The organism is Klebsiella sp. CN_Kp075 (genome assembly GCF_040065055.2).
Classification (GTDB): Bacteria; Pseudomonadota; Gammaproteobacteria; order Enterobacterales; family Enterobacteriaceae; genus Klebsiella; species Klebsiella aerogenes.
Genome location: NZ_CM198050.1, coordinates 2,841,212 through 2,859,873, shown reverse-complemented (window position 1 = coordinate 2,859,873; position 18,662 = coordinate 2,841,212). Strand labels below are relative to the sequence as shown.

Annotated in this window: 18 protein-coding genes and 1 pseudogene; 7 read left to right on the top strand and 12 right to left on the bottom strand. The window is 53.4% G+C overall.

Annotation, left to right across the window (positions count from 1 at the left end; genetic code table 11):
- Positions 1-48 precede the first annotated feature (48 nt).
- Complete coding sequence (gene fumC / locus ABLV78_RS13695) at positions 49-1,449, top strand: class II fumarate hydratase (RefSeq protein ID WP_047042833.1); 1,401 nt, start codon at positions 49-51, stop codon at positions 1,447-1,449.
- Here the strand turns inward: fumC and tus are convergent.
- From tus to ABLV78_RS13675, 4 genes and pseudogenes are all read right to left on the bottom strand, one after another.
- On the bottom strand, positions 1,439-2,371 hold the full coding sequence (gene tus / locus ABLV78_RS13690) for a DNA replication terminus site-binding protein (protein ID WP_047042835.1): 933 nt from the start codon (positions 2,369-2,371) through the stop codon (positions 1,439-1,441). The two genes, fumC and tus, sit on opposite strands and share 11 nt — an antisense overlap.
- Positions 2,372-2,444: 73 nt before the next feature.
- The gene (gene rstB / locus ABLV78_RS13685; protein ID WP_015705253.1) at positions 2,445-3,746 is read right to left on the bottom strand and encodes a two-component system sensor histidine kinase RstB; all 1,302 of its coding nucleotides are present in this window, start codon (positions 3,744-3,746) and stop codon (positions 2,445-2,447) included.
- Between the two features lie 29 nt (positions 3,747-3,775).
- Positions 3,776-3,985: pseudogene (locus ABLV78_RS13680) on the bottom strand (site-specific integrase); the annotation flags it as partial.
- Positions 3,986-4,294: 309 nt separating this feature from the next.
- On the bottom strand, positions 4,295-4,591 hold the full coding sequence (locus ABLV78_RS13675) for a DUF4406 domain-containing protein (RefSeq protein ID WP_047042839.1): 297 nt from the start codon (positions 4,589-4,591) through the stop codon (positions 4,295-4,297).
- A 144-nt stretch (positions 4,592-4,735) separates the two neighbouring features.
- On the opposite strand from ABLV78_RS13675, the gene ABLV78_RS13670 reads away from it, so the two are divergent.
- Positions 4,736-5,584, top strand: a complete 849-nt coding sequence (locus ABLV78_RS13670) for a hypothetical protein (protein ID WP_047042841.1) — start codon at positions 4,736-4,738, stop codon at positions 5,582-5,584.
- A gap of 434 nt (positions 5,585-6,018) precedes the next feature.
- Here ABLV78_RS13670 and ABLV78_RS13665 read toward each other — a convergent pair whose 3' ends face one another.
- The gene (locus ABLV78_RS13665; RefSeq protein ID WP_052766956.1) at positions 6,019-6,795 is read right to left on the bottom strand and encodes an XRE family transcriptional regulator; all 777 of its coding nucleotides are present in this window, start codon (positions 6,793-6,795) and stop codon (positions 6,019-6,021) included.
- 183 nt (positions 6,796-6,978) lie between these two features.
- Here ABLV78_RS13665 and ABLV78_RS13660 point away from each other — a divergent pair, with 183 nt between their 5' ends.
- Positions 6,979-7,560: a hypothetical protein gene (locus ABLV78_RS13660; RefSeq protein ID WP_047042844.1), complete on the top strand. Its 582-nt coding sequence runs from the start codon at positions 6,979-6,981 to the stop codon at positions 7,558-7,560.
- A gap of 6 nt (positions 7,561-7,566) precedes the next feature.
- On the opposite strand, the gene rstA is transcribed toward ABLV78_RS13660, so the two are convergent.
- Positions 7,567-8,283 (bottom strand): two-component system response regulator RstA, encoded by a 717-nt coding sequence (gene rstA, locus ABLV78_RS13655; protein ID WP_015366827.1) that lies wholly within the window; start codon positions 8,281-8,283, stop codon positions 7,567-7,569.
- A 124-nt stretch (positions 8,284-8,407) separates the two neighbouring features.
- Between rstA and ABLV78_RS13650 the strand changes: the two genes are divergently transcribed.
- Positions 8,408-8,743 (top strand): GlpM family protein, encoded by a 336-nt coding sequence (locus ABLV78_RS13650; RefSeq protein WP_015366825.1) that lies wholly within the window; start codon positions 8,408-8,410, stop codon positions 8,741-8,743.
- Here the strand turns inward: ABLV78_RS13650 and folM are convergent.
- The 3 genes from folM to ydgH form a co-directional block, all read right to left on the bottom strand.
- Entirely contained in the window at positions 8,740-9,462 is a 723-nt protein-coding gene (gene folM / locus ABLV78_RS13645; RefSeq protein WP_045392402.1) for a dihydromonapterin reductase, read from the bottom strand. The genes ABLV78_RS13650 and folM overlap by 4 nt on opposite strands.
- Positions 9,463-9,499: 37 nt before the next feature.
- A complete protein-coding gene (locus ABLV78_RS13640; RefSeq protein ID WP_047042846.1) occupies positions 9,500-10,882 on the bottom strand; it encodes an amino acid permease in 1,383 nt (460 codons plus the stop codon).
- Between the two features lie 177 nt (positions 10,883-11,059).
- Entirely contained in the window at positions 11,060-12,010 is a 951-nt protein-coding gene (ydgH, locus tag ABLV78_RS13635) for a DUF1471 family protein YdgH (RefSeq protein WP_032711543.1), read from the bottom strand.
- Between the two features lie 519 nt (positions 12,011-12,529).
- Here ydgH and pntA point away from each other — a divergent pair.
- The 3 genes from pntA (at position 12,530) to ABLV78_RS13620 (ending at position 15,778) form a co-directional block, all read left to right on the top strand.
- On the top strand, positions 12,530-14,059 hold the full coding sequence (gene pntA, locus ABLV78_RS13630) for a Re/Si-specific NAD(P)(+) transhydrogenase subunit alpha (RefSeq protein ID WP_045392560.1): 1,530 nt from the start codon (positions 12,530-12,532) through the stop codon (positions 14,057-14,059).
- Positions 14,060-14,069: 10 nt separating this feature from the next.
- Positions 14,070-15,458 (top strand): Re/Si-specific NAD(P)(+) transhydrogenase subunit beta, encoded by a 1,389-nt coding sequence (gene pntB / locus ABLV78_RS13625; protein ID WP_020078971.1) that lies wholly within the window; start codon positions 14,070-14,072, stop codon positions 15,456-15,458.
- A gap of 131 nt (positions 15,459-15,589) precedes the next feature.
- The gene (locus ABLV78_RS13620; protein ID WP_045392396.1) at positions 15,590-15,778 is read left to right on the top strand and encodes a YdiH family protein; all 189 of its coding nucleotides are present in this window, start codon (positions 15,590-15,592) and stop codon (positions 15,776-15,778) included.
- A 136-nt stretch (positions 15,779-15,914) separates the two neighbouring features.
- Here ABLV78_RS13620 and uspE read toward each other — a convergent pair whose 3' ends face one another.
- From uspE to ogt, 3 genes are all read right to left on the bottom strand, one after another.
- Positions 15,915-16,865, bottom strand: coding sequence for a universal stress protein UspE (uspE, locus tag ABLV78_RS13615; protein WP_045392393.1), 951 nt, complete (start codon positions 16,863-16,865; stop codon positions 15,915-15,917).
- Between the two features lie 151 nt (positions 16,866-17,016).
- Positions 17,017-17,769, bottom strand: a complete 753-nt coding sequence (gene fnr / locus ABLV78_RS13610; RefSeq protein WP_004862555.1) for a fumarate/nitrate reduction transcriptional regulator Fnr — start codon at positions 17,767-17,769, stop codon at positions 17,017-17,019.
- A 194-nt stretch (positions 17,770-17,963) separates the two neighbouring features.
- Positions 17,964-18,479 (bottom strand): methylated-DNA--[protein]-cysteine S-methyltransferase, encoded by a 516-nt coding sequence (gene ogt, locus ABLV78_RS13605; RefSeq protein WP_045392390.1) that lies wholly within the window; start codon positions 18,477-18,479, stop codon positions 17,964-17,966.
- Positions 18,480-18,662: the final 183 nt, after the last annotated feature.

The following is an 18,662-nucleotide window of genomic DNA, read 5'->3' as shown; positions in this document are numbered from 1 at the left end:
CAGGTGAGCTTTGTCGCTATGACGCACTTTGAATCCAAGGAGAAAGTAATGACAACGCATCGCAGTGAAAAAGACTCGATGGGCGCCATCGACGTCCCGGCCGATAAACTTTGGGGCGCGCAGACCCAGCGCTCGCTTGAGCATTTCCGTATCTCAACGGAGAAAATGCCTGGTGAACTGATCTACGCGCTGGCGCTGACCAAACGCGCGGCGGCGAAGGTTAACCAGGACCTGGGGCTGCTGGCGGCGGATAAAGCGGGCGCCATCATCGCCGCCGCGGATGAAGTCCTCGCCGGCAAGCATGCGCAGGAGTTTCCGTTAGCTATCTGGCAAACCGGCTCCGGTACCCAAAGCAACATGAATATGAACGAAGTGCTGGCTAACCGTGCGAGCGAGTTGCTTGGCGGCGAGCGCGGCATGGGGCGCAAAATTCATCCCAATGATGACGTCAATAAAAGCCAGAGCTCGAATGATGTTTTTCCAACGGCGATGCACGTCGCGGCGCTAATCGCGCTGCGCGAAAAGCTGATCCCGCAGCTACAGGCGCTGCAGGCCACGCTACAGGAAAAGTCGCTGGCCTTCGGTGACATCGTCAAAATTGGCCGCACCCACCTACAGGACGCTACGCCGCTGACGTTAGGGCAGGAGATCTCCGGTTGGGTCGCGATGCTGGAACATAATATCCGCCATATTGAACACAGCCTACCGCATCTCGCAGAGCTGGCGCTGGGCGGTACGGCGGTTGGCACCGGCTTGAATACGCACCCGGAATATGCGGTGCGGGTGGCGGCGGAACTGGCGTCGCTTAGCGGTCTGCCATTCGTCACCGCGCCCAACAAATTTGAAGCGCTGGCCACCGTGGATGCGCTGGTTCACGCCCACGGCGCGCTGAAGGGGCTGGCGGCTTCGCTGATGAAAATCGCCAACGATGTGCGCTGGCTGGCCTCCGGGCCGCGCTGCGGCATAGGTGAAATCGCCATTCCGGAGAACGAACCGGGATCCTCCATTATGCCCGGCAAGGTCAACCCGACGCAGTGCGAAGCGTTGACGATGCTGTGCTGCCAGGTGATGGGTAACGACGTGGCGGTGAATATCGGCGGCGCGTCAGGGAACTTTGAGCTTAACGTCTATCGGCCAATGGTCATCCACAACTTCCTGCAGTCGGTACGCCTGCTGGCGGACGGCATGGAGAGCTTTAATGAGCACTGCGCGGTGGGTATTGAGCCGAACCGCGAGCGAATCAACCAGTTGCTGAATGAGTCGCTGATGCTGGTGACCGCGCTCAATACCCATATCGGCTACGATAAAGCGGCGGAGATCGCCAAAAAAGCGCACCATGAAGGGCTGACGCTGAAAGCCGCGGCGCTGTCGCTTGGTTACCTGACGGAAGCCGAATTCGATAGCTGGGTTCGCCCGCAGGATATGGTTGGCAGCCTCGCTACTCGCTAGCCAGCCATAAATGCAGACGCGGGATCAGTAATCGTAACGACTGCGCCTGCGGCTTGTGGCGATACTGCACGTTATCAGCATCGTAATTCAAAAGTTCGCCGAGATCCGGCACGCTAACCCCGTGGGTGCCGGAGATTAGCGCAATCAGCGGGCCGGGGCAGGCGTACTGCACCTGCTTCTGCTCGCCGGCATACCACACCCGGGCAATCGGCTGTACCTTGACCGGGCGTTTGATTTTCAATTTTGCCCGCTGCGGCAGGGCGGCGATATCCTGAAATTCCCGTTCCAGCTTGCTTTGCCACTGTTCGCGGGTCCAGGGCGGCACCGCGCGCGGCGATTGCAGGCTCTTCTCTAACTGCATTAATACTTCATCGCGGGTCAGATTTTTAATCACATGCTTATTGGCCCAGCCGAAGCGGATGGTGCTGGGATCGAGCAGCGGCGTCAGAGTACGATAGGCGCTAAGGGTAATCAGGCCGGGCAGGTGGCGGTGAACCCATTCGAAACGCGCGGCGGCCGGCAATCCGGAATCGACGGTCACTATTTTCTCAAACGCCGATTTCAGCGCGTTAATGGCGCTGATTTTCTCCAGCAGGTCTGCCTGCTGTTGCGTATCAACCGCCAGGCAAATCGCCCCGGGGAGGCGTACCGCCGCCTTGCTGCTGCGGTTTTCCGACTGCTGCTGTATAAACAGATGGCTGTAGTGCCTGAGCGCCATCTCCAGCGCGCTTTGCCCGACGTGCTGGGTGACCTGAATGGTATCCAGCGGTGCGTGCTCCGCCTCTTTACTCACCGCCGGTAATTCGAAAACCCGCGCCGCCAGCAGACGGCAGCGGCTCAGCGACGCTTTGAAGGTTTGTAGTTCGCGCTCAAGCTCACGAAAGGTGTCATTTAAGCGCGCAACGAGGTCGTAGCTTGCCATGATTACCGCCTTAGTTACAACATACTGTTTGAATATAAACTATACGCAGGCCGTAACGCCTGCGCAAGTTCGGTTAAGCAGAAGTAAAAGCGGGAAGCTGGTGGTAAATAGGCCAGCTGAAAATGAACGCCGCGCCGCCGAGCGAGCTTTCGTCGCAGCGGACTTCACCGGCCATCGCCTGAGCAATACTGTGTACGATAGCCAGCCCCAGGCCGCAGCCGCCGGTGGCGCGATCGCGGCTGGGATCGAGACGGACAAACGGCTCGAATACCCGTTCGCGTTCCTCGAGGGCGATACCCGGGCCATCATCTTCCACTCGCAGCGTCGCCCGTGAACCGGCCAGCGACAGGCTGATATGAATATGTTGATGGCTGTAGCGCAGGGCATTATTGACCAGGTTATCCAGCACGCGCTCCATTAAACGCATATCCAGCGCGCCGTAGTCGCCGGCCGTCAGCTGGCGCAACGCGACTTCACGCTGCGGATTGACCAGTTGAATGTCCTCGACGTGCGCGCGGATCCAGGCCGGGAAATCCGGGGTGGTCAGGTTGAGTTCGTTCTGCGGGCGATCGAGACGAGCGTAGGTCAGTAATTCTTCAATCAGCGCTTCCAGTTGCCCGATATCGCGGTTGAGAGCCTGCGACTCGGCCTCGGTCAGATTTTCGCTCATCTCCAGGCGATAGCGCAGGCGCACCAGCGGCGTGCGTAGTTCATGAGCGATACCGTCAATAAGCTGTTTTTTACTGGCTATCAGGGCGTTGATATTATCCGCCATTTGGTTAAAGGCCACGCCGAGTCGCTCGAAGCTCGACATGCTATCGAAATGGATGCGCTCGCTAAAATGGCCTTCGCCGAAGCGCTGTGCGGCGGTTTCGATACGCAACATATCCTGCCAGTGCGGACGCATCCAGATAAACACCGGAAAAGCCAGTGAAATAGCGATAAACGCCATCAGCGCGACGTCCAGCAGGCGCATCTCATGCAAAAAATAGAGATAGGGCACCGGGCCGACTGATAATACGTAATGGCTGCGCGGAATGCGTTGAATGAAGGTGTACTGATCGTCCAGCGCCACGATATCCCCCGCGCGCAGGTGCTGCATCGAGCTTTCCGACAGCTTGAATTTGCTTAACGGTTCAATGTGCAGATCGAAAGAGAGGTTAAGGTCCAGTTCTTTCAGCGTGTTGCTCCAGTCGCGCGGCGGGATCTCACGCAGTTCGCTGCGCATCAGATACAGCGAGCTTTTCATCAGATCGTCCAGCGACTGGCGACCGGCGCGCTCGGCGGTGAATTTATACACCAGGCCGACCAGCATGGTCATGACCAGGAAGCAGACGAACAGCAAAAGGTAAAACTGCACAAACAGTTTTTTCATAAAAAATCACCGTTACTTCAGCACGTTAGTTATTCCGCTGTTCCCTTTGGGGGCATCTGGGGGACATTGTTGTATCCACCGATACGTTGGTTAAGAAATGCAATCCGATCACCATCCAGCGCGTTTATCCAGGCAGAGTACACTGTATAAACCATTTCTGCATTCTCATGGCCGAGTTGACTGGCAATGAATGCCGGGTTTGCCCCTGCTGATAGCATCCAGCAGGCGTAGGTGTGTCGAAGTAGGCAAGATAGTCGAAGGTGCCCAGTTGGATACAGGGCCAGAAGATTGGTGATCTCTTCCAGTTGCAGATTTGCTTCTTTAATGCCTGCTGCGATTGATAAGATGCTGCCTGTCAATGGAGAGGACGGTAGGAATTAATTCGCACTGGCGCTGTCACTCGGTGTTGGGGTTTGACTGGCAGGAATGAGGCGGGTGGCCAGAGTACCGATTTGGGACTTCAGAAGGCGGACTTCGTCGAATGCCTGATCTGCATGCTACGTTTACGGCCGTAGCTGCCCCTTCTAATTTATGCATACCTGCTAGCCTTATTTGTGTGAAACGCATTGCTGCGTCAGGATTTTCAGGCCCAGCTTGTACGCTAAGTTATATTTCGCAACGGTACCGTCGCTTGCATTCCTTCCAGCGAGCAGATAAATAGCCTCTGCGCGCTGGATTATCGCCATGCAAATGGACATGTAGTCAGGCCGTGATATGCCCTTCGGAAGAACTGCGGGGTTGAGAGGAGTGTCACCGGCGGCGCTAAACCGCTCAGCCGCGGCGAAAAATGGCGGGCGGTAGAGATGTGGCCGATTGGTCATCGGCCCCGCAATATACACGATCATTTGCTAACCTCGTGAAATTCAGGCATGCAAACCCACAACAAGCCACCCTTGGTTTATCGGAAACGGATGTGCATGCCTCAATAACACTAGAAAAAAATAAGCCTACCGTGATATAAGCGCTACTTCTAAAAAAAAGGAGGGGCTATGTCTCCAGATACAAAATTGATTGTTGATGCAATTGAAAGTTTACGACAATCCAGTTCGTTTATAAAAAGCTACATTATGCCGTTCACGCCTGCAGTAATAACTGCAGTAATTGGCTTTTTTATTGCAAGCTACAATTTTAAATCGCAAGAAAAAATGCGTGCAGATGCGCAGAAAATTGAAAGTGCAAACAGATTTATGATTCAGATTGAGAGTGCATATCAAGCAGTATCGTCTGCTAAGCACTTTGTGACAAATGGATTAAATAATGACCCTGTCGCTAGACTGTTTCATTCTGGTGATATTGAAATCGATTTTGTTCCTATATATGGTGTGGAGAATATGGTCTTTCTTGCTAATGGGAACAAAAAAAATGGCAATCATGGGTCCTCAAATTCATGGAATAATGTAACTCGCATAAACACCATGGCAAATAACTATCGGTATTTAATTCAGAGAATAAATGTAAGGGCAGAGAGAAAAAAAGAATTTGATAAATATGTTTCCATAAATAAGAATGGAAAGATAACATTAAAGCATGATGAGTTGGAGCAGGTCAACAACTTACCTTTAAAAGATTTCATTAGGGAAAATGAAGCTGTTTTTATTTTACTTGATAGTTTACTTGTGGAGTTTCATTCTTTTTTATGTGAAATGCCTGAGGCTATATGTAAATCTTTGGATGTGAAAAAAGTTAAGCACTTAGCCACGGTCATGTCTTTCGTTAAAGGTGATAATTTTGATGACAGTGATTTGAAGCCATCGTTGCCACCTGACGTAAACAAGCTAGCTAAAATCTTTAATATTAATGTTGAGCTAGTGAAAAAAATGCTTCCAAGAGACTATTAACCAATATTGATATTGGTGATATAGATTGTGTATGAATAAGGGAATAACAATGAGAACATACTGATTGAGCTTTTCTGAAAGTTGCTCATAACCAGATTCAGCAAAGATGGATGCTATAGCTGCACTTTTACGATTATTTGACGAGAACTACCATACTCATGCAATGCATATGTATGCCAATCCTGTCGAACACACAAAGGGTTAAAACTGCTGTTTCATCCAATTCGGCGAATCTGGTTTTGAGAACACCTTAATTAATGCTATTGATTGTTCGCATACAGGCATTTATTGAGAAAGATCTCAATTGCGTGATGAATGATTAGCAGTATAAACGCTCGAGAAGATAGCCTGAATCAAGATATTATTTTACTGTAAATTAAAACAGTATCATGCCTGACAATGTTGGGAAAAGGATTAGGCCGCCGCGGAATTTATTATTCCAGATAGTAGCGGCTGGAATTAACGATTGCAGAGATAAAATACACAGTATCGATACTGTCAGCTGGTACCAGCTCGGGCATAGCGGACTTACCAGTGATGTCGACAACTTGTACATCACTACGCTGGGATGTGAGCGTTTTGAAAAGGTAACTGCCGTCAGTGAGGAGTACAACCACGTCGTCGCCAGGTTCAGCAGTAACGAGCTTCTCAAGCACGACAAACTCGCCATTTTTGACACGCGGCCAGAGGCCATTGCCGGCTATCCCCAAGGCAAAGCTGGAGTTGTCGCTATCGACTTTGAGCCAGCCATTACAGTTCACGACCCCACCAGCGACACCTAATTCGTTTGGCGATAGTTTTCCAATCACCATTACACGGCGAGCCATTTCTTCCAGTGTAAGAGAGTCCTTTAGCGCGCTTGCCTGGCGAGCAATCTCTCGGGCAAGAGAAGGGCTGATTTGCTCAGCCCCCACACCAAGGATACGGGCGAAATCCGACACGACGGGCGCATTAAGTGGCTGGCGGCCGGTGATGTAATGCCCCACGGCGCTCTGTGTCATCCCCATCTGATCGGCTATCAGTGTCTGGCTAAGCTTTAGCTCTTTTTTCAGTGACTGATAAAGGGATTTAAGGCGAGCCGCGTCGGCTTTATGTTCGTCGGTCAGTATTCTGCTCATATCCCATTGTTTTTGAATTATATTACTGGTTTTAAAGAAAATTGCGGGAACTCCAGTACCTAAAACTGCACAAACAGTTTTTTCATTAATCATCACCGGTCATTAACTGGGTTATCTCGCGTCAAAAGATTCTACAGGAGAAGGATCCCGCTCGGCAAAGTTCTCACAGAGGCGCCAGGCCAAATGGCCGATGGCCGTATTGTGCCATTTCCCCGGTCTGCCAGACGCCAGCCTCTCTGTTAATTTAAGCGCCCCTTAAATGATGGAGAGCGCCAGATGACTAAGCCCGTGTATTTGCATACTGATAATGATGTTGAGATTTTAAAAACCTTCGATATGGTTCTGAGCCATATGCAGGCGATTGCCGACCCTTATCAGTGGAAGTGGGTGATTACCGGCTGGCACAGCATCCTGCAGAACGCGATGGTTTTGGCGCTGTGTCAGGGCAATGACTTTCAGGTCTACCTGGTCGACGGTAAAGCGTCTACTCGCGCGATCTACGAGCAAATTTATAACGACGATTTTTCCAACATCGACAAGCTGCAACTGCCGTCCTTTATGACGCTATACCGTGCGACAAGGGAGAACAGCGCATTCGCACCCAGCGAAGACTGTACGGCGGCGATGGGCAAGCTTCACCAGCTGCGCAATGATTTCATCCACTATCATCCCGGAGGCTGGAGCCTGCAGGTCGATGGTTTACCGCAATGGATTCTGGCGAGCGGCGAACTGCTGGATCATTTCCTCGCCAGCCGTGAGGTCGTACGCTGGTATGGCGAAGACGATGAAATGGCATTCAGAGAGAAATACGCTGAATTTCAAGACCGACTACACGGCGTGATATCGGTCTATTCCTGACACCGATTAATTATCCCAGGCGTGCGGAGCGAACAGATAACCTTTGTTGCGCACCGTCTTGATGCGGTAGGGCTCGTTGGCGTTGTCGAGCAACTTTTTACGCAGGCGTGAAATCGCGACATCGACGCTGCGATCCATGCCGTCGTAGCTGACGCCACGGAGATTTTTCAACAGCGCATCGCGATCCATAATCTGCCCGGCATGGGTCGCCAGCTCCCACAGCAGGTCGAAATCGGCGGTGGACAACGCAACGTTGTCGCCACCGAGCAATACCTGACGGTTAACCGGGTCGATCGACAGCGAACCAAAGACAATGGCTTTATGCGGCGTCAGGGTTGCGGGAGCGGGCATCGACGGCGAAGCCACATGCTGGCGCAGATGCAAACGTAACCGGGCCAGCAGCACCGCAGGCGGGGTGGTCTTGAGGATATAATCACTGGCGCCCATCTCCAGCGACAGAATATGGTTCATATCGCTATCGAGCGAGGTCAGCAACACAATCGGACCCTGCCACTGGCTGCGCAGGTCGCGGCACAGCGTCATTCCGTCTTTGCCAGGCAGCATGATATCCAGCAGTACCAGATCGGGTTGTTCACGAGCAATAACCTCTTCGGCCCGGTCGCCGCGCGGTTCAACGACCACGTCCATATCATGCTTTCCCAGATAGGCGGCGATAAGCGCGCCAACTTCGGGCTCATCCTCAACAAAAACGATCTTATTCATATCTTACGCGTATAAATTAAAAAGCTAACATACACCGCCCGCAAATTGCCCGCCATTAATCTTTCATAAACAAATGTTCTTCCGTTATGCTGGGGGAATTGTTGTTCAAATGTTAAGGCATAAAATGGGGCTGTTGATTAAAGCGCTGCTGGGAGCGCTGGTGGTGGTACTGATAGGCGTACTGTCAAAAACCAAAAATTACTATATTGCCGGTTTAATTCCGTTATTTCCGACCTTCGCGCTTATTGCCCACTATATCGTCGCCAGCGAGCGCGGCATTGAAGCGCTGCGCACAACTATCGTCTTCGGCATGTGGTCAATCATCCCGTATTTTATCTACTTACTTTCGTTATGGTACTTCACCGGCGTAATGCGCCTGCCTTACGCGCTGGCAGGCGCGGTGATCTGCTGGAGTCTGGCGGCCTGGCTGCTGATCCTCGGCTGGAGCCGTTTCCACTAGCGCAGCGGTCGGCCGCCGTCGACCGCGAAAGAGCGGCCGGTGACGTAGCAGCTGGTGAACAGATAATCGATGAGGTCGATAATCTCTTTTTCACCCGGCGCGATTTTCATCAGCGATTTATCCAGCGCCTGTTTACGATATTCAGCGTCATCATGCTCGTTAAACATAATCAGCGATGGCGCGATGGCGTTGACCTTCACCTCCGGGGCCAGCTTACGGGCGAAAGAGCGGGTCATATTATCAAGCGCCGCTTTACTGGCGGCATAGGCGATATGCTTATCGCTGCCGCGTTCCACCACGTAGTCGGTAATGTGAATAATATCGCTGGCCGCGTGACCAAAACCGCGCAGCAGGCTCTCCAGCGCGTGGTTAAGCAGATAGGGCGCGTGGACGTGAATTTGCATCATCCGCGATATCACCGTGGATAACGGCACCCCCGGTTTCTCCGCCATCCAATCACTGGCGTTATGAATAATCGCGCGCAGGCCGCTGGTCTGCGCTTTCACGGCTTCCGCGAAGGTAAGAATACCGTCGTCGCTGCTGAAATCGGCCTGCAGACACACCGCGCCGGCGTCGCGCAGGGTGTCAATCGATGGATAATGCTGGCGATAGCTGACGATCACCGGTTGCTGCTGGTTTAAAAAATGGTGTGCCAGAGCGAGGCCGATACGGCGGCCTGCTCCCGTGATCAGGACCGGACGAGGCTGTGCTTCAGCCATGGGTATCTCCTTTCAAGTTCAGCGGTAGGGCAACCGCTTACCCCACCAGCATCCACGTTGCCGGAACGGCGGCAACCAGCAAAAAACCAATTAGTGCCATTTCACGGCGTTTGAGCATGCGATCGTGCTGGTGCGTACGGCGGGCGTACAGGAAAACCAGAAGACCCGGAGCGTAAAGTACCACCGACAATAGCAAATGCACAGGACCGGACGCATACAATAACCATAAGCCATAAACGCACGCGCCGACACCCACGGCTTTGTGTAACGGACGTACGGCAATCTTAAGCAGGAAAGCGCCGACGAGGAAATAGGGCACCAGAATCATTTCTGAGGCGATGGTTAGCAGGGTGCCGTAGTCGGATCCGGTAAGCCAAATCAGCACCAGACAAATCTGCACGCTGATGTTGGTCAACCACAGCGAGGAAGAGGGGGCGTTATTCTTATTGGTTTTGGCGAACAGGCGTGGGAACGCTTTATGCGTCGCCGCCAGATACGGCACTTCAGCGGCCATAATGGTCCAGCTTAAATAGGCGCCGCAGACGGAGATAATTAATCCCGCGGCGATCACTACCTCGCCCCACGACCCCATCATCTTGACCATCAGGCCAGCCATTGACGGGTTGCGCATTTCAGCCAGTTCCGGGCGGGCGACAACGCCCAGCGACAGCAGGGTTACCAGCAGATAAACCGCCAGCGCCGAGACTACCGCCAGCAGCGTCGCGCGGCCAACGTCGCGCTTATGACGGGCGCGGGCAGAGACCACTACCGCGCCCTCCACGCCGATAAATACCCACAGGGTAATCAGCATGGTGTTTTTCACCTGTTCCCATACCGGTACGCCGAGCGCGATACCGCTGAAGTCGAGACGGAAAGTATCGAGCCGGAACGCGATAGCGGCCAGCGCCACAAACGCGCCGAGCGGCAACAGCTTCGCCAGCGTCGCCACCAGGTTAATGCCTGCCGCGGTCTGTACCCCACGCAGCACCAGAAAATGCACCACCCAGAGCAGCACGGACGCGCCGACGATCGCCTGCCAGGTGTTACCGTCACCAAAAATACTCATCTCCGGCGTATCGGTGAAGAAACTCAGGGCGGAGAAGACGATAACCAGGTAGGAGACGTTGGCAATCACCGCGCACAGCCAGTAGCCCCAGGCGGAACAGAAACCGATCAGTTCGCCAAAACCTTCCCGGGCATAGGTAAAGATGCCGCCATCCAGTTCCGGGCGGATACGGGTCAGCAATAGCATGGCGAATGCGAGGAATAAAATCCCGACGCCGGTGATGGCCCAGCCGATAAGCAGAGCGGATGGGCTGGCGACGGCAGCCATGTTTTGCGGCAAACTGAAAACGCCCGCGCCCAGCATGGAGCTGAGTACCAGTGCGGTCAGGGCGCTAAGGCCCAGTTTCTTTTCCATTGTATTCCCGAGGTGGCAACAGTGAATCAAGAATATTTATTTGGCGAAATCGCATAAAAATGGAGGATTACGCTAAGGCGCGGGATTTTACGGAGTGTCTTGTACGCATGCAATGGCGGCGGGCGAAAAAATGCAAAAAGGCGACATCATGTCGCCTTTTTGAGCAGCTGAAACCGATTACTTATACAGGTCGGCGCTAATGGTGATGTTACCGCCACGTTCCTGCCACTGGCGGGTGATGTGGTAGTATTTCGCTCCTTTCTTCGCCGCGCGTTTCGCGGTCTGATAGGAGATTTCCGTCATGTTGCCGTAGTTACCGGTGAATTTGATGCTATCAAACGGCACCATCTGCGCGGCGGTGATTTTGTTCACCTCTTCGACTTTCGTGCCGTCCGGCAGGGTGACAGTGTAACGTCCGCCTTTCGACGATTGGGTTTCGTAGAACAGACCTACGCCGGTACCGGCGCCGACCGCGGCAGAGGAGGCCACGCCTGGGATTTCGACGTTTTTAGCCGCCTCGCCGCCTTTAGCCAGAGCGGCGCGACCGGCTTCGGAATCAGCAGGAATCGCATCCGGGCTCTGCAGTACGCGCTTCTGCGCATCCTTTTTATAAATATAAGCGGTGATGCGCTGGTTGCCGCCCTGGTTGGCGTCAACCTGGCGGACGATGAAGAAGGCATACGCGCCTTTAGCTTTTGCCGCTTTGGCGATGGCGTCGTTGACTTCCGGCTGGCTACGGTAGAAGCCCTGCACGGTTACGGTGTCATACGGCATCAGCGCGACGGCCTGATCTTTCGGCAGTTCCATCACGCCGTTAATAATACGGTTTTTCGGGGTATCCGCCTGCGGGGCGTTTTCTTTATAAAAATCCGCCGTTACGCGCCAGTTGCCGCCGTTGCCGAAATCTGAGGTGTCGACAACATAAAAGGAAGCTGCGCCATCTTTATCCGCCTTGCGGGAAACCGCCTGTACGGCATCGCCAATCGCGTTAAAACGGCCAGTGACGACGACGCGGTCATAGGGCTTCAGCGCTGCCGCTTGCTCCGGAGTCAGCTCGGTCGCTGCATGGGCAGACAACGCGGTGGTAGCCAGAAGAGCAGACGCCAGGAGTGTGTTCTTAAGCTTCATAAAAATAATCCTTTGCCTTGCGCAAACCATGTACTGGTATTGTTGTTGACTGAAAACAGGTGATTATTGCATTTAAACAACGTAACTGTCTGCGTCATTTTTCACTTCCCGCCCGAATCGTTCGTTACAAAAATATAACAAATACTGATATGTTGAAAAAACAGCTTCTTGAACAGCAAAATCGATAATCAATATCACTTTTATAAGTTAACGTAATGTTAATGCAATGATACTGGCGGTAATAAATGGCGAATTAACCGCAAAGGTAAGCGAATTATCAGGTTCTGGCATAAAATTAAGGCAAATATTGCTGCCTGACGCAGTCAGGACTAATTTTTCTCAATAAAATCAAAAATTCTGTTTTAACGATGTAGATCACAATCGGTATTTTCAGTAGGTTATAAAAAGTTTGTTACTGTTTCATTTTCCAGATGAATACCTGTGCGGCGTTTTTGCGCCGCCGCTGGCGCATTTGTGAAAAAAATAAACCATCATCAAAAACCGATGGAAGGGAAAACTATGCGAATTGGGATACCAAAAGAGAGCTTAGCTCAGGAAACCCGGGCCGCTGCGACGCCGAAGACGGTCGAGCAGCTGCTTAAGCTCGGGTTTAGCGTGGCGGTCGAGAGCGGGGCCGGGAAACTGGCGAGCTTCGACGATGAAGCCTTCGAACAGGCGGGCGCAGAAATCGTCAGCGCGGATAACGTCTGGCACTCCGACGTTATCCTCAAGGTTAACGCGCCGAACGATGCGGAAATTGCGAAGCTCAACCCGGGCACCACGCTGGTGAGTTTCATCTGGCCGGCGCAGAATCCGGATCTCATGGAAAAGCTGGCCGCTCGCGGTATCAACGTCATGGCTATGGACTCGGTGCCGCGTATTTCCCGCGCCCAGTCGTTAGATGCGCTGAGTTCGATGGCTAACATCGCCGGTTATCGCGCGATTGTCGAAGCGGCGCACGAATTCGGCCGCTTCTTTACCGGCCAGATCACCGCTGCGGGTAAAGTACCGCCTGCGAAGGTGATGGTAATCGGCGCAGGCGTCGCCGGCCTCGCAGCGATCGGCGCGGCGAACAGCCTCGGCGCCATCGTCCGCGCCTTCGATACCCGTCCGGAAGTGAAAGAACAGGTGCAGAGTATGGGCGCCGAGTTCCTTGAACTGGACTTCAAAGAAGAAGCGGGCAGCGGTGACGGTTATGCCAAAGTCATGTCTGAAGCCTTTATCAAAGCCGAAATGGCGCTGTTCGCCGCGCAGGCTAAAGATGTCGATATCATTGTCACCACCGCGCTGATCCCGGGTAAACCGGCGCCGAAGCTGATTACCCGCGAAATGGTTGACTCCATGAAGTCGGGCAGCGTGGTCGTCGACCTGGCGTCGCAAAACGGCGGCAACTGCGAATACACCGTGCCGGGCGAAGTCGTGACCACCGCCAACGGCGTGAAAATTATCGGTTATACCGACCTGCCGGGTCGTCTGCCGACGCAATCTTCTCAGCTCTACGGCACTAACCTGGTAAACCTGCTGAAGCTGCTGTGCAAGGAAAAAGACGGCAATATCACCATCGATTTCGACGATGTGGTGGTACGTGGCGTTACCGTGGTCCGCGAGGGCGAAATTACCTGGCCGGCGCCGCCGATTCAGGTATCCGCACAGCCGCAGGCGGCGGCGAAAACCGTCGAAGCGCCAAAAGAAGAGGCCAAACCAGGCTCGCCGTGGCGTAAATACGCGCTGATGGCGCTGGCGATTATCCTCTTTGGCTGGCTGGCGAACGTCGCGCCTAAAGAGTTTCTGGGTCACTTTACCGTCTTTGCGCTCTCCTGCGTAGTCGGCTACTACGTTGTGTGGAACGTGTCGCACGCGCTGCACACGCCGCTCATGTCGGTAACCAACGCCATTTCAGGGATCATTGTCGTTGGGGCATTGCTGCAGATAGGGCACGGCGGCTGGGTCAGCTTCTTGAGCTTTATCGCGGTGCTGATCGCCAGCATTAATATTTTTGGTGGTTTCACCGTCACTCAGCGCATGCTGAAAATGTTCCGCAAAAACTAAGGGGTAGCACATGTCTGGAGGATTAGTTACAGCTGCATACATTGTTGCCGCTATTCTGTTTATCTTTAGCCTTGCGGGGCTGTCAAAGCACGAAACGTCGAAGCAGGGGAACCTGTACGGCATCGCCGGGATGGCGATTGCGCTGATTGCCACCATTTTTGGGCCGGACAGCGGTAACGTCGGCTGGATCATCGTGGCGATGGTTATCGGCGGGGCGATTGGTATCCGTCTGGCGAAGAAAGTCGAAATGACCGAGATGCCGGAGCTGGTGGCGGTGCTGCATAGCTTCGTTGGTCTGGCGGCGGTGCTGGTTGGCTTCAACAGCTATCTCGACCACGGACCGGGCCTCGATCAGGTGCTGGCGAATATTCACCTGACCGAAGTATTCCTCGGTATCTTTATCGGCGCCGTAACCTTCACGGGCTCGATCGTTGCCTTTGGTAAGCTGCGCGGCAAAATTTCGTCAAAACCGCTGATGTTGCCGAATCGCCACAAGCTGAACCTGGCGGCGCTGGTCATTTCCTTCCTGCTGCTGGTGGCCTTCGTGCGTACCGACAGCACCGGAACCCAGGTACTGTGCCTGCTGGTGATGACCATTATCGCCCTGGCGTTCGGCTGGCACCTGGTGGCGTCTATCGGCGGCGCGGATATGCCGGTCGTGGTATCGATGCTGAACTCCTACTCCGGTTGGGCGGCGGCGGCGGCGGGCTTCATGCTCAGCAACGACCTGCTGATCGTGACCGGCGCGCTGGTTGGTTCTTCCGGTGCCATCCTCTCCTACATTATGTGTAAGGCGATGAACCGTTCGTTTATCAGCGTTATTGCCGGCGGTTTCGGCACCGATGGCGGCAGTTCCAGCGGCGATGAAGAAGTCGGTGAGCATCGTGAAATCAGCGCCGAAGAGACGGCTGAAATGCTGAAAAACTCGCATTCCGTGATCATCACGCCGGGCTACGGTATGGCGGTGGCGCAGGCGCAGTATCCGGTCGCGGAAATCACCGAGAAGCTGCGCGCGCGCGGTATCAAGGTACGCTTCGGCATCCACCCTGTCGCCGGGCGACTGCCGGGGCATATGAACGTGCTGCTGGCGGAAGCGAAGGTACCTTACGACGTGGTGCTGGAAATGGACGAAATAAACGATGATTTCGCCGATACCGATACCGTACTGGTGATCGGCGCGAACGACACCGTCAACCCGGCGGCGCAGGACGATCCGAAGAGCCCGATCGCCGGTATGCCGGTGCTGGAAGTGTGGAAGGCGCAAAACGTGGTGGTCTTCAAACGTTCGATGAACACCGGCTATGCTGGCGTGCAGAATCCGCTGTTCTTCAAAGAGAACACCCACATGCTGTTTGGCGACGCTAAAGCCAGCGTGGATGCCATTCTGAAAGCGCTGTAATAGCGCAACGCTCTAAGCCGTCTCTGTTGAGACGGCTTTTTTATATAGACAGTGAAACCATGATTTTGCTCATAAAGTGAACGGCGATGGGTGTTATACTATGCCTGTTTTTTCACCACACTGAGGATATTATGGATACCGAGTTAACCCCCACGCAGATGGCCATCGAGTACCTGCGCCGCGACACTTCCGTTATGACCCCCGCGCAGTACCTGAAGAAGCTCAAACTCCTCGAGCTCGAGTTTGCCGATCTGATGTCGCTTTCATCAATGGAGCTGAAAGAAGAGATCGACCTGGCCTGGCGTTTAGGTATCCACTAACGCATTCTGTAAGTATGTTCAATTAGCGTTGATATCCCGGGCCGTATGGCCCTTTTTCTTTTTTAGCGGGCCGACAAAAAAATCCCCCGACGGGCGGGGGATGATTAGATAAAACTTCAGGGCTGATGAGACGCCGTTAGTCGTCGTCTTCATCGTCCAGTTCAACTGGAGTTTGATAGGCCTCCGGTTTCAGTACCAGCAGGTCGCAGCGCAGGTGGTCGATAACCTGTTCCGCGGTATTGCCGAGAAACGCGGCAGAGATGCCGGTGCGGCCAACGGTGCCCAGCACCACAATCCCGGCCTGCAGGTGTTCAGCTAAATCAGGAATAACCTCTTCCGGCAGCCCTTTTTCTACGTGGGTGCGGCTTTCATCGATGCTGAATTTCTGACGCAGCGCTTTCATTGCCAGCAGATGCTGGCCGCGAATCGCATCGTTATAGATGCTCGGGTCAAAATCAGGTAATTCAATGGCGATGTTAATAGGCGTCACCGGATAGGCGCCAACCAGATGTACTTCGGTATGGTTAACCTGATCGGCGAGGGCGATGGTCTCCCGCACCAGTTTTTCATTAAGGGCGTTGTGATAGTTCTCTTCACTGGCCAGATTAACCGCCACCAGCGCTTTACCGCCTTCCGGCCACGGCTGATCTTTAACCATCCATACCGGGCATGGACATTTGCGCAGCAGGTGCCAGTCGGTCGGGGTGAAGATGACCGCTTCGAGTTTGTCGTGCTGATGGGCCATTTTCAGCAGCAGGTCGTGTTTATCGCTGATGATTTCCTGAATGATGGCTTCAAAGGGGCGGTTGTGCCACACCACTTTGATATCGATTGGCACCCCGGATTCAATGTAAAACTTGGCCTGTTCACGGATCCAGGCGCTGCGTTGGCTAATCACGCCCTGGCGCATCGCCGTCCGCTCGTCGGGCGACAGCAGGGTAGTCATTTCGTAGGAAAAATCATAAATCGGCAAAAAGGCTTTGATGCGTCCACCAATCCGTTGGTGCAGATACACCGCGCGCCGTAATGCAGGCTGGTCGTCCTGGTTAGGGTCGATTACTACCAGCATGTTCTGATACTTCGCCATACAGGGTCTCCTTACAGCTGTAGCTACAGTCAGTATTTAAAAAGATAACCTATATGGATGAATTGAAACAGGGGATGACCCTGGCCAGATCAACAAATTAGAAAAAAATGTCGATCCGGCACAAGGTGGAAGAGAGTATAGCGGAGATAAATCAGGCGACGTTGCGCGCCTGGCCTGCCAGTTGCGCCAGCAGATCGCTGTTTTCGATGGTGATATATTTCCCTTTCACCGCCAGCATACCGCTTTTCTGGAAACGACCGAGCAGGCGGCTGATGGTTTCAACCGTCAGGCCCAGATAGTTGCCGATGTCGCCACGGGTCATGGTCAGACGGAACTCACGCGGTGAGAAGCCGCGCTGCGCGAAACGGCGGGACAGGTTGTAGATAAAGGCCGCCAGCCGTTCTTCGGCGTTCTTTTTGGAAAGCAGCAGGATCATGTCCTGATCGCCTTTGATCTCGCCGCTCATCAGACGCATCATCTGCTGACGCAGGTTCGGCATTTTACCGGAAAGATCATCCAACGTTTCGAACGGAATTTCGCAGACCATCGAGGTTTCCAGCGCCTGCGCGAAGCTTGGGTGCAGGGCGGTGCCAATGGCGTCAAAGCCGACCAAATCACCTGCCAGATGGAAGCCGGTAATCTGCTCATCGCCTTGTTCGGTGATGGTGTAGCTTTTGATGGTCCCTGAACGGATAGCGTACAGCGACTTCAGCTCATCACCCGCTTTGAACAGGGTTTGCCCTTTCTGAATAGGCTTTTTACGCTCGATGATATTATCAAGCTGATCCAGCTCATGTTCGTTCAAAGTAAAGGGGATGCAGAGCTGGCTAATGCTGCAATCCTGACAATGGATTGCACAACCACCAGACTGAATGCGTCGTATAATTCGCTTTTCCGGGATCATATGTCTGCTCAAGCTTTAATTGATATTGGTCAATTTTAACATCTTTTTGAGGAGCAAGTAAGTCTCGAAACCCGGAAAGACGTAATATTAGAAGGGTAAATATGTCGATCGCCATATCTCTTTGATAACAAGAAAATTATTAAGCGATTAATTATTGTAAAGTTACCTGTAATTTCCAAAAAAGGCATTATCTGTTAAAGCAGCAAATAGCCCTCATGGCGCAATAACCACTCTTTACGCTGTACGCCGCCGGCGTAGCCGGTCATGGTGCCGTTGCGGCCAATTACCCGATGGCAGGGAACCACAATGCTGACCGGATTGGAACCGTTTGCCGCGCCAACTGCACGGGCCGCGCCCGGACGGCCAAGAACCTCGGCTAACTGACCGTAATGCATCACCTGCCCGCAGGGAATCGTGCGCAGCGCTTGCCACACCTGACGTTGAAAGGGGGTACCGGCGGTTGCCGTCGGCAGGGTATCGATAATTGCGAGATCGCCGTCGAAGTATTGCTGCAGCTTCGCGCTCAGCCCGCCAGGATCGCGCGCATCAACGCGTTTATAACCCTCGTGACGGTAGTGGATGTCGAGCAGTTGCTCCATGCGGTCGCGGTGCTGATCCCACTCTACGGCGCGCAGGTTGAATTGTTCATCGCAAATGACCCACAGCGGCCCCAGCGGGGTGTCGATTTTATCTTGCAGCAGCGTCAGCATCGGGCGTCCTTCTACGAGGTTAATTCGGCAAGGGCACACCATATCATGACGTGCGGCCTGCAAACTATACCTCCGAAAGGTCAGCAAATAATGAAACCTGTACTATTAATTTATAAATACGAATCGCAGTCATTTAAATTCAGTCATTCCGTTGCCTGATGGTTAATCGTCGGAATAAAGGAA

Excerpts from the sequence above, each read along its gene's own strand:
- fumC (WP_047042833.1), top strand. The coding sequence starts at position 49 with ATGACAACGCATCGCAGTGAAAAAGACTCGATGGGCGCCATCGACGTC.
- tus (WP_047042835.1), bottom strand. The coding sequence starts at position 2,371 with ATGGCAAGCTACGACCTCGTTGCGCGCTTAAATGACACCTTTCGTGAG.
- rstB (WP_015705253.1), bottom strand. The coding sequence starts at position 3,746 with ATGAAAAAACTGTTTGTGCAGTTTTACCTTTTGCTGTTCGTCTGCTTC.
- ABLV78_RS13675 (WP_047042839.1), bottom strand. The coding sequence starts at position 4,591 with ATGATCGTGTATATTGCGGGGCCGATGACCAATCGGCCACATCTCTAC.
- ABLV78_RS13670 (WP_047042841.1), top strand. The coding sequence starts at position 4,736 with ATGTCTCCAGATACAAAATTGATTGTTGATGCAATTGAAAGTTTACGA.
- ABLV78_RS13665 (WP_052766956.1), bottom strand. The coding sequence starts at position 6,795 with ATGATTAATGAAAAAACTGTTTGTGCAGTTTTAGGTACTGGAGTTCCC.
- ABLV78_RS13660 (WP_047042844.1), top strand. The coding sequence starts at position 6,979 with ATGACTAAGCCCGTGTATTTGCATACTGATAATGATGTTGAGATTTTA.
- rstA (WP_015366827.1), bottom strand. The coding sequence starts at position 8,283 with ATGAATAAGATCGTTTTTGTTGAGGATGAGCCCGAAGTTGGCGCGCTT.
- ABLV78_RS13650 (WP_015366825.1), top strand. The coding sequence starts at position 8,408 with ATGGGGCTGTTGATTAAAGCGCTGCTGGGAGCGCTGGTGGTGGTACTG.
- folM (WP_045392402.1), bottom strand. The coding sequence starts at position 9,462 with ATGGCTGAAGCACAGCCTCGTCCGGTCCTGATCACGGGAGCAGGCCGC.
- ABLV78_RS13640 (WP_047042846.1), bottom strand. The coding sequence starts at position 10,882 with ATGGAAAAGAAACTGGGCCTTAGCGCCCTGACCGCACTGGTACTCAGC.
- ydgH (WP_032711543.1), bottom strand. The coding sequence starts at position 12,010 with ATGAAGCTTAAGAACACACTCCTGGCGTCTGCTCTTCTGGCTACCACC.
- pntA (WP_045392560.1), top strand. The coding sequence starts at position 12,530 with ATGCGAATTGGGATACCAAAAGAGAGCTTAGCTCAGGAAACCCGGGCC.
- pntB (WP_020078971.1), top strand. The coding sequence starts at position 14,070 with ATGTCTGGAGGATTAGTTACAGCTGCATACATTGTTGCCGCTATTCTG.
- ABLV78_RS13620 (WP_045392396.1), top strand. The coding sequence starts at position 15,590 with ATGGATACCGAGTTAACCCCCACGCAGATGGCCATCGAGTACCTGCGC.
- uspE (WP_045392393.1), bottom strand. The coding sequence starts at position 16,865 with ATGGCGAAGTATCAGAACATGCTGGTAGTAATCGACCCTAACCAGGAC.
- fnr (WP_004862555.1), bottom strand. The coding sequence starts at position 17,769 with ATGATCCCGGAAAAGCGAATTATACGACGCATTCAGTCTGGTGGTTGT.
- ogt (WP_045392390.1), bottom strand. The coding sequence starts at position 18,479 with ATGCTGACGCTGCTGCAAGATAAAATCGACACCCCGCTGGGGCCGCTG.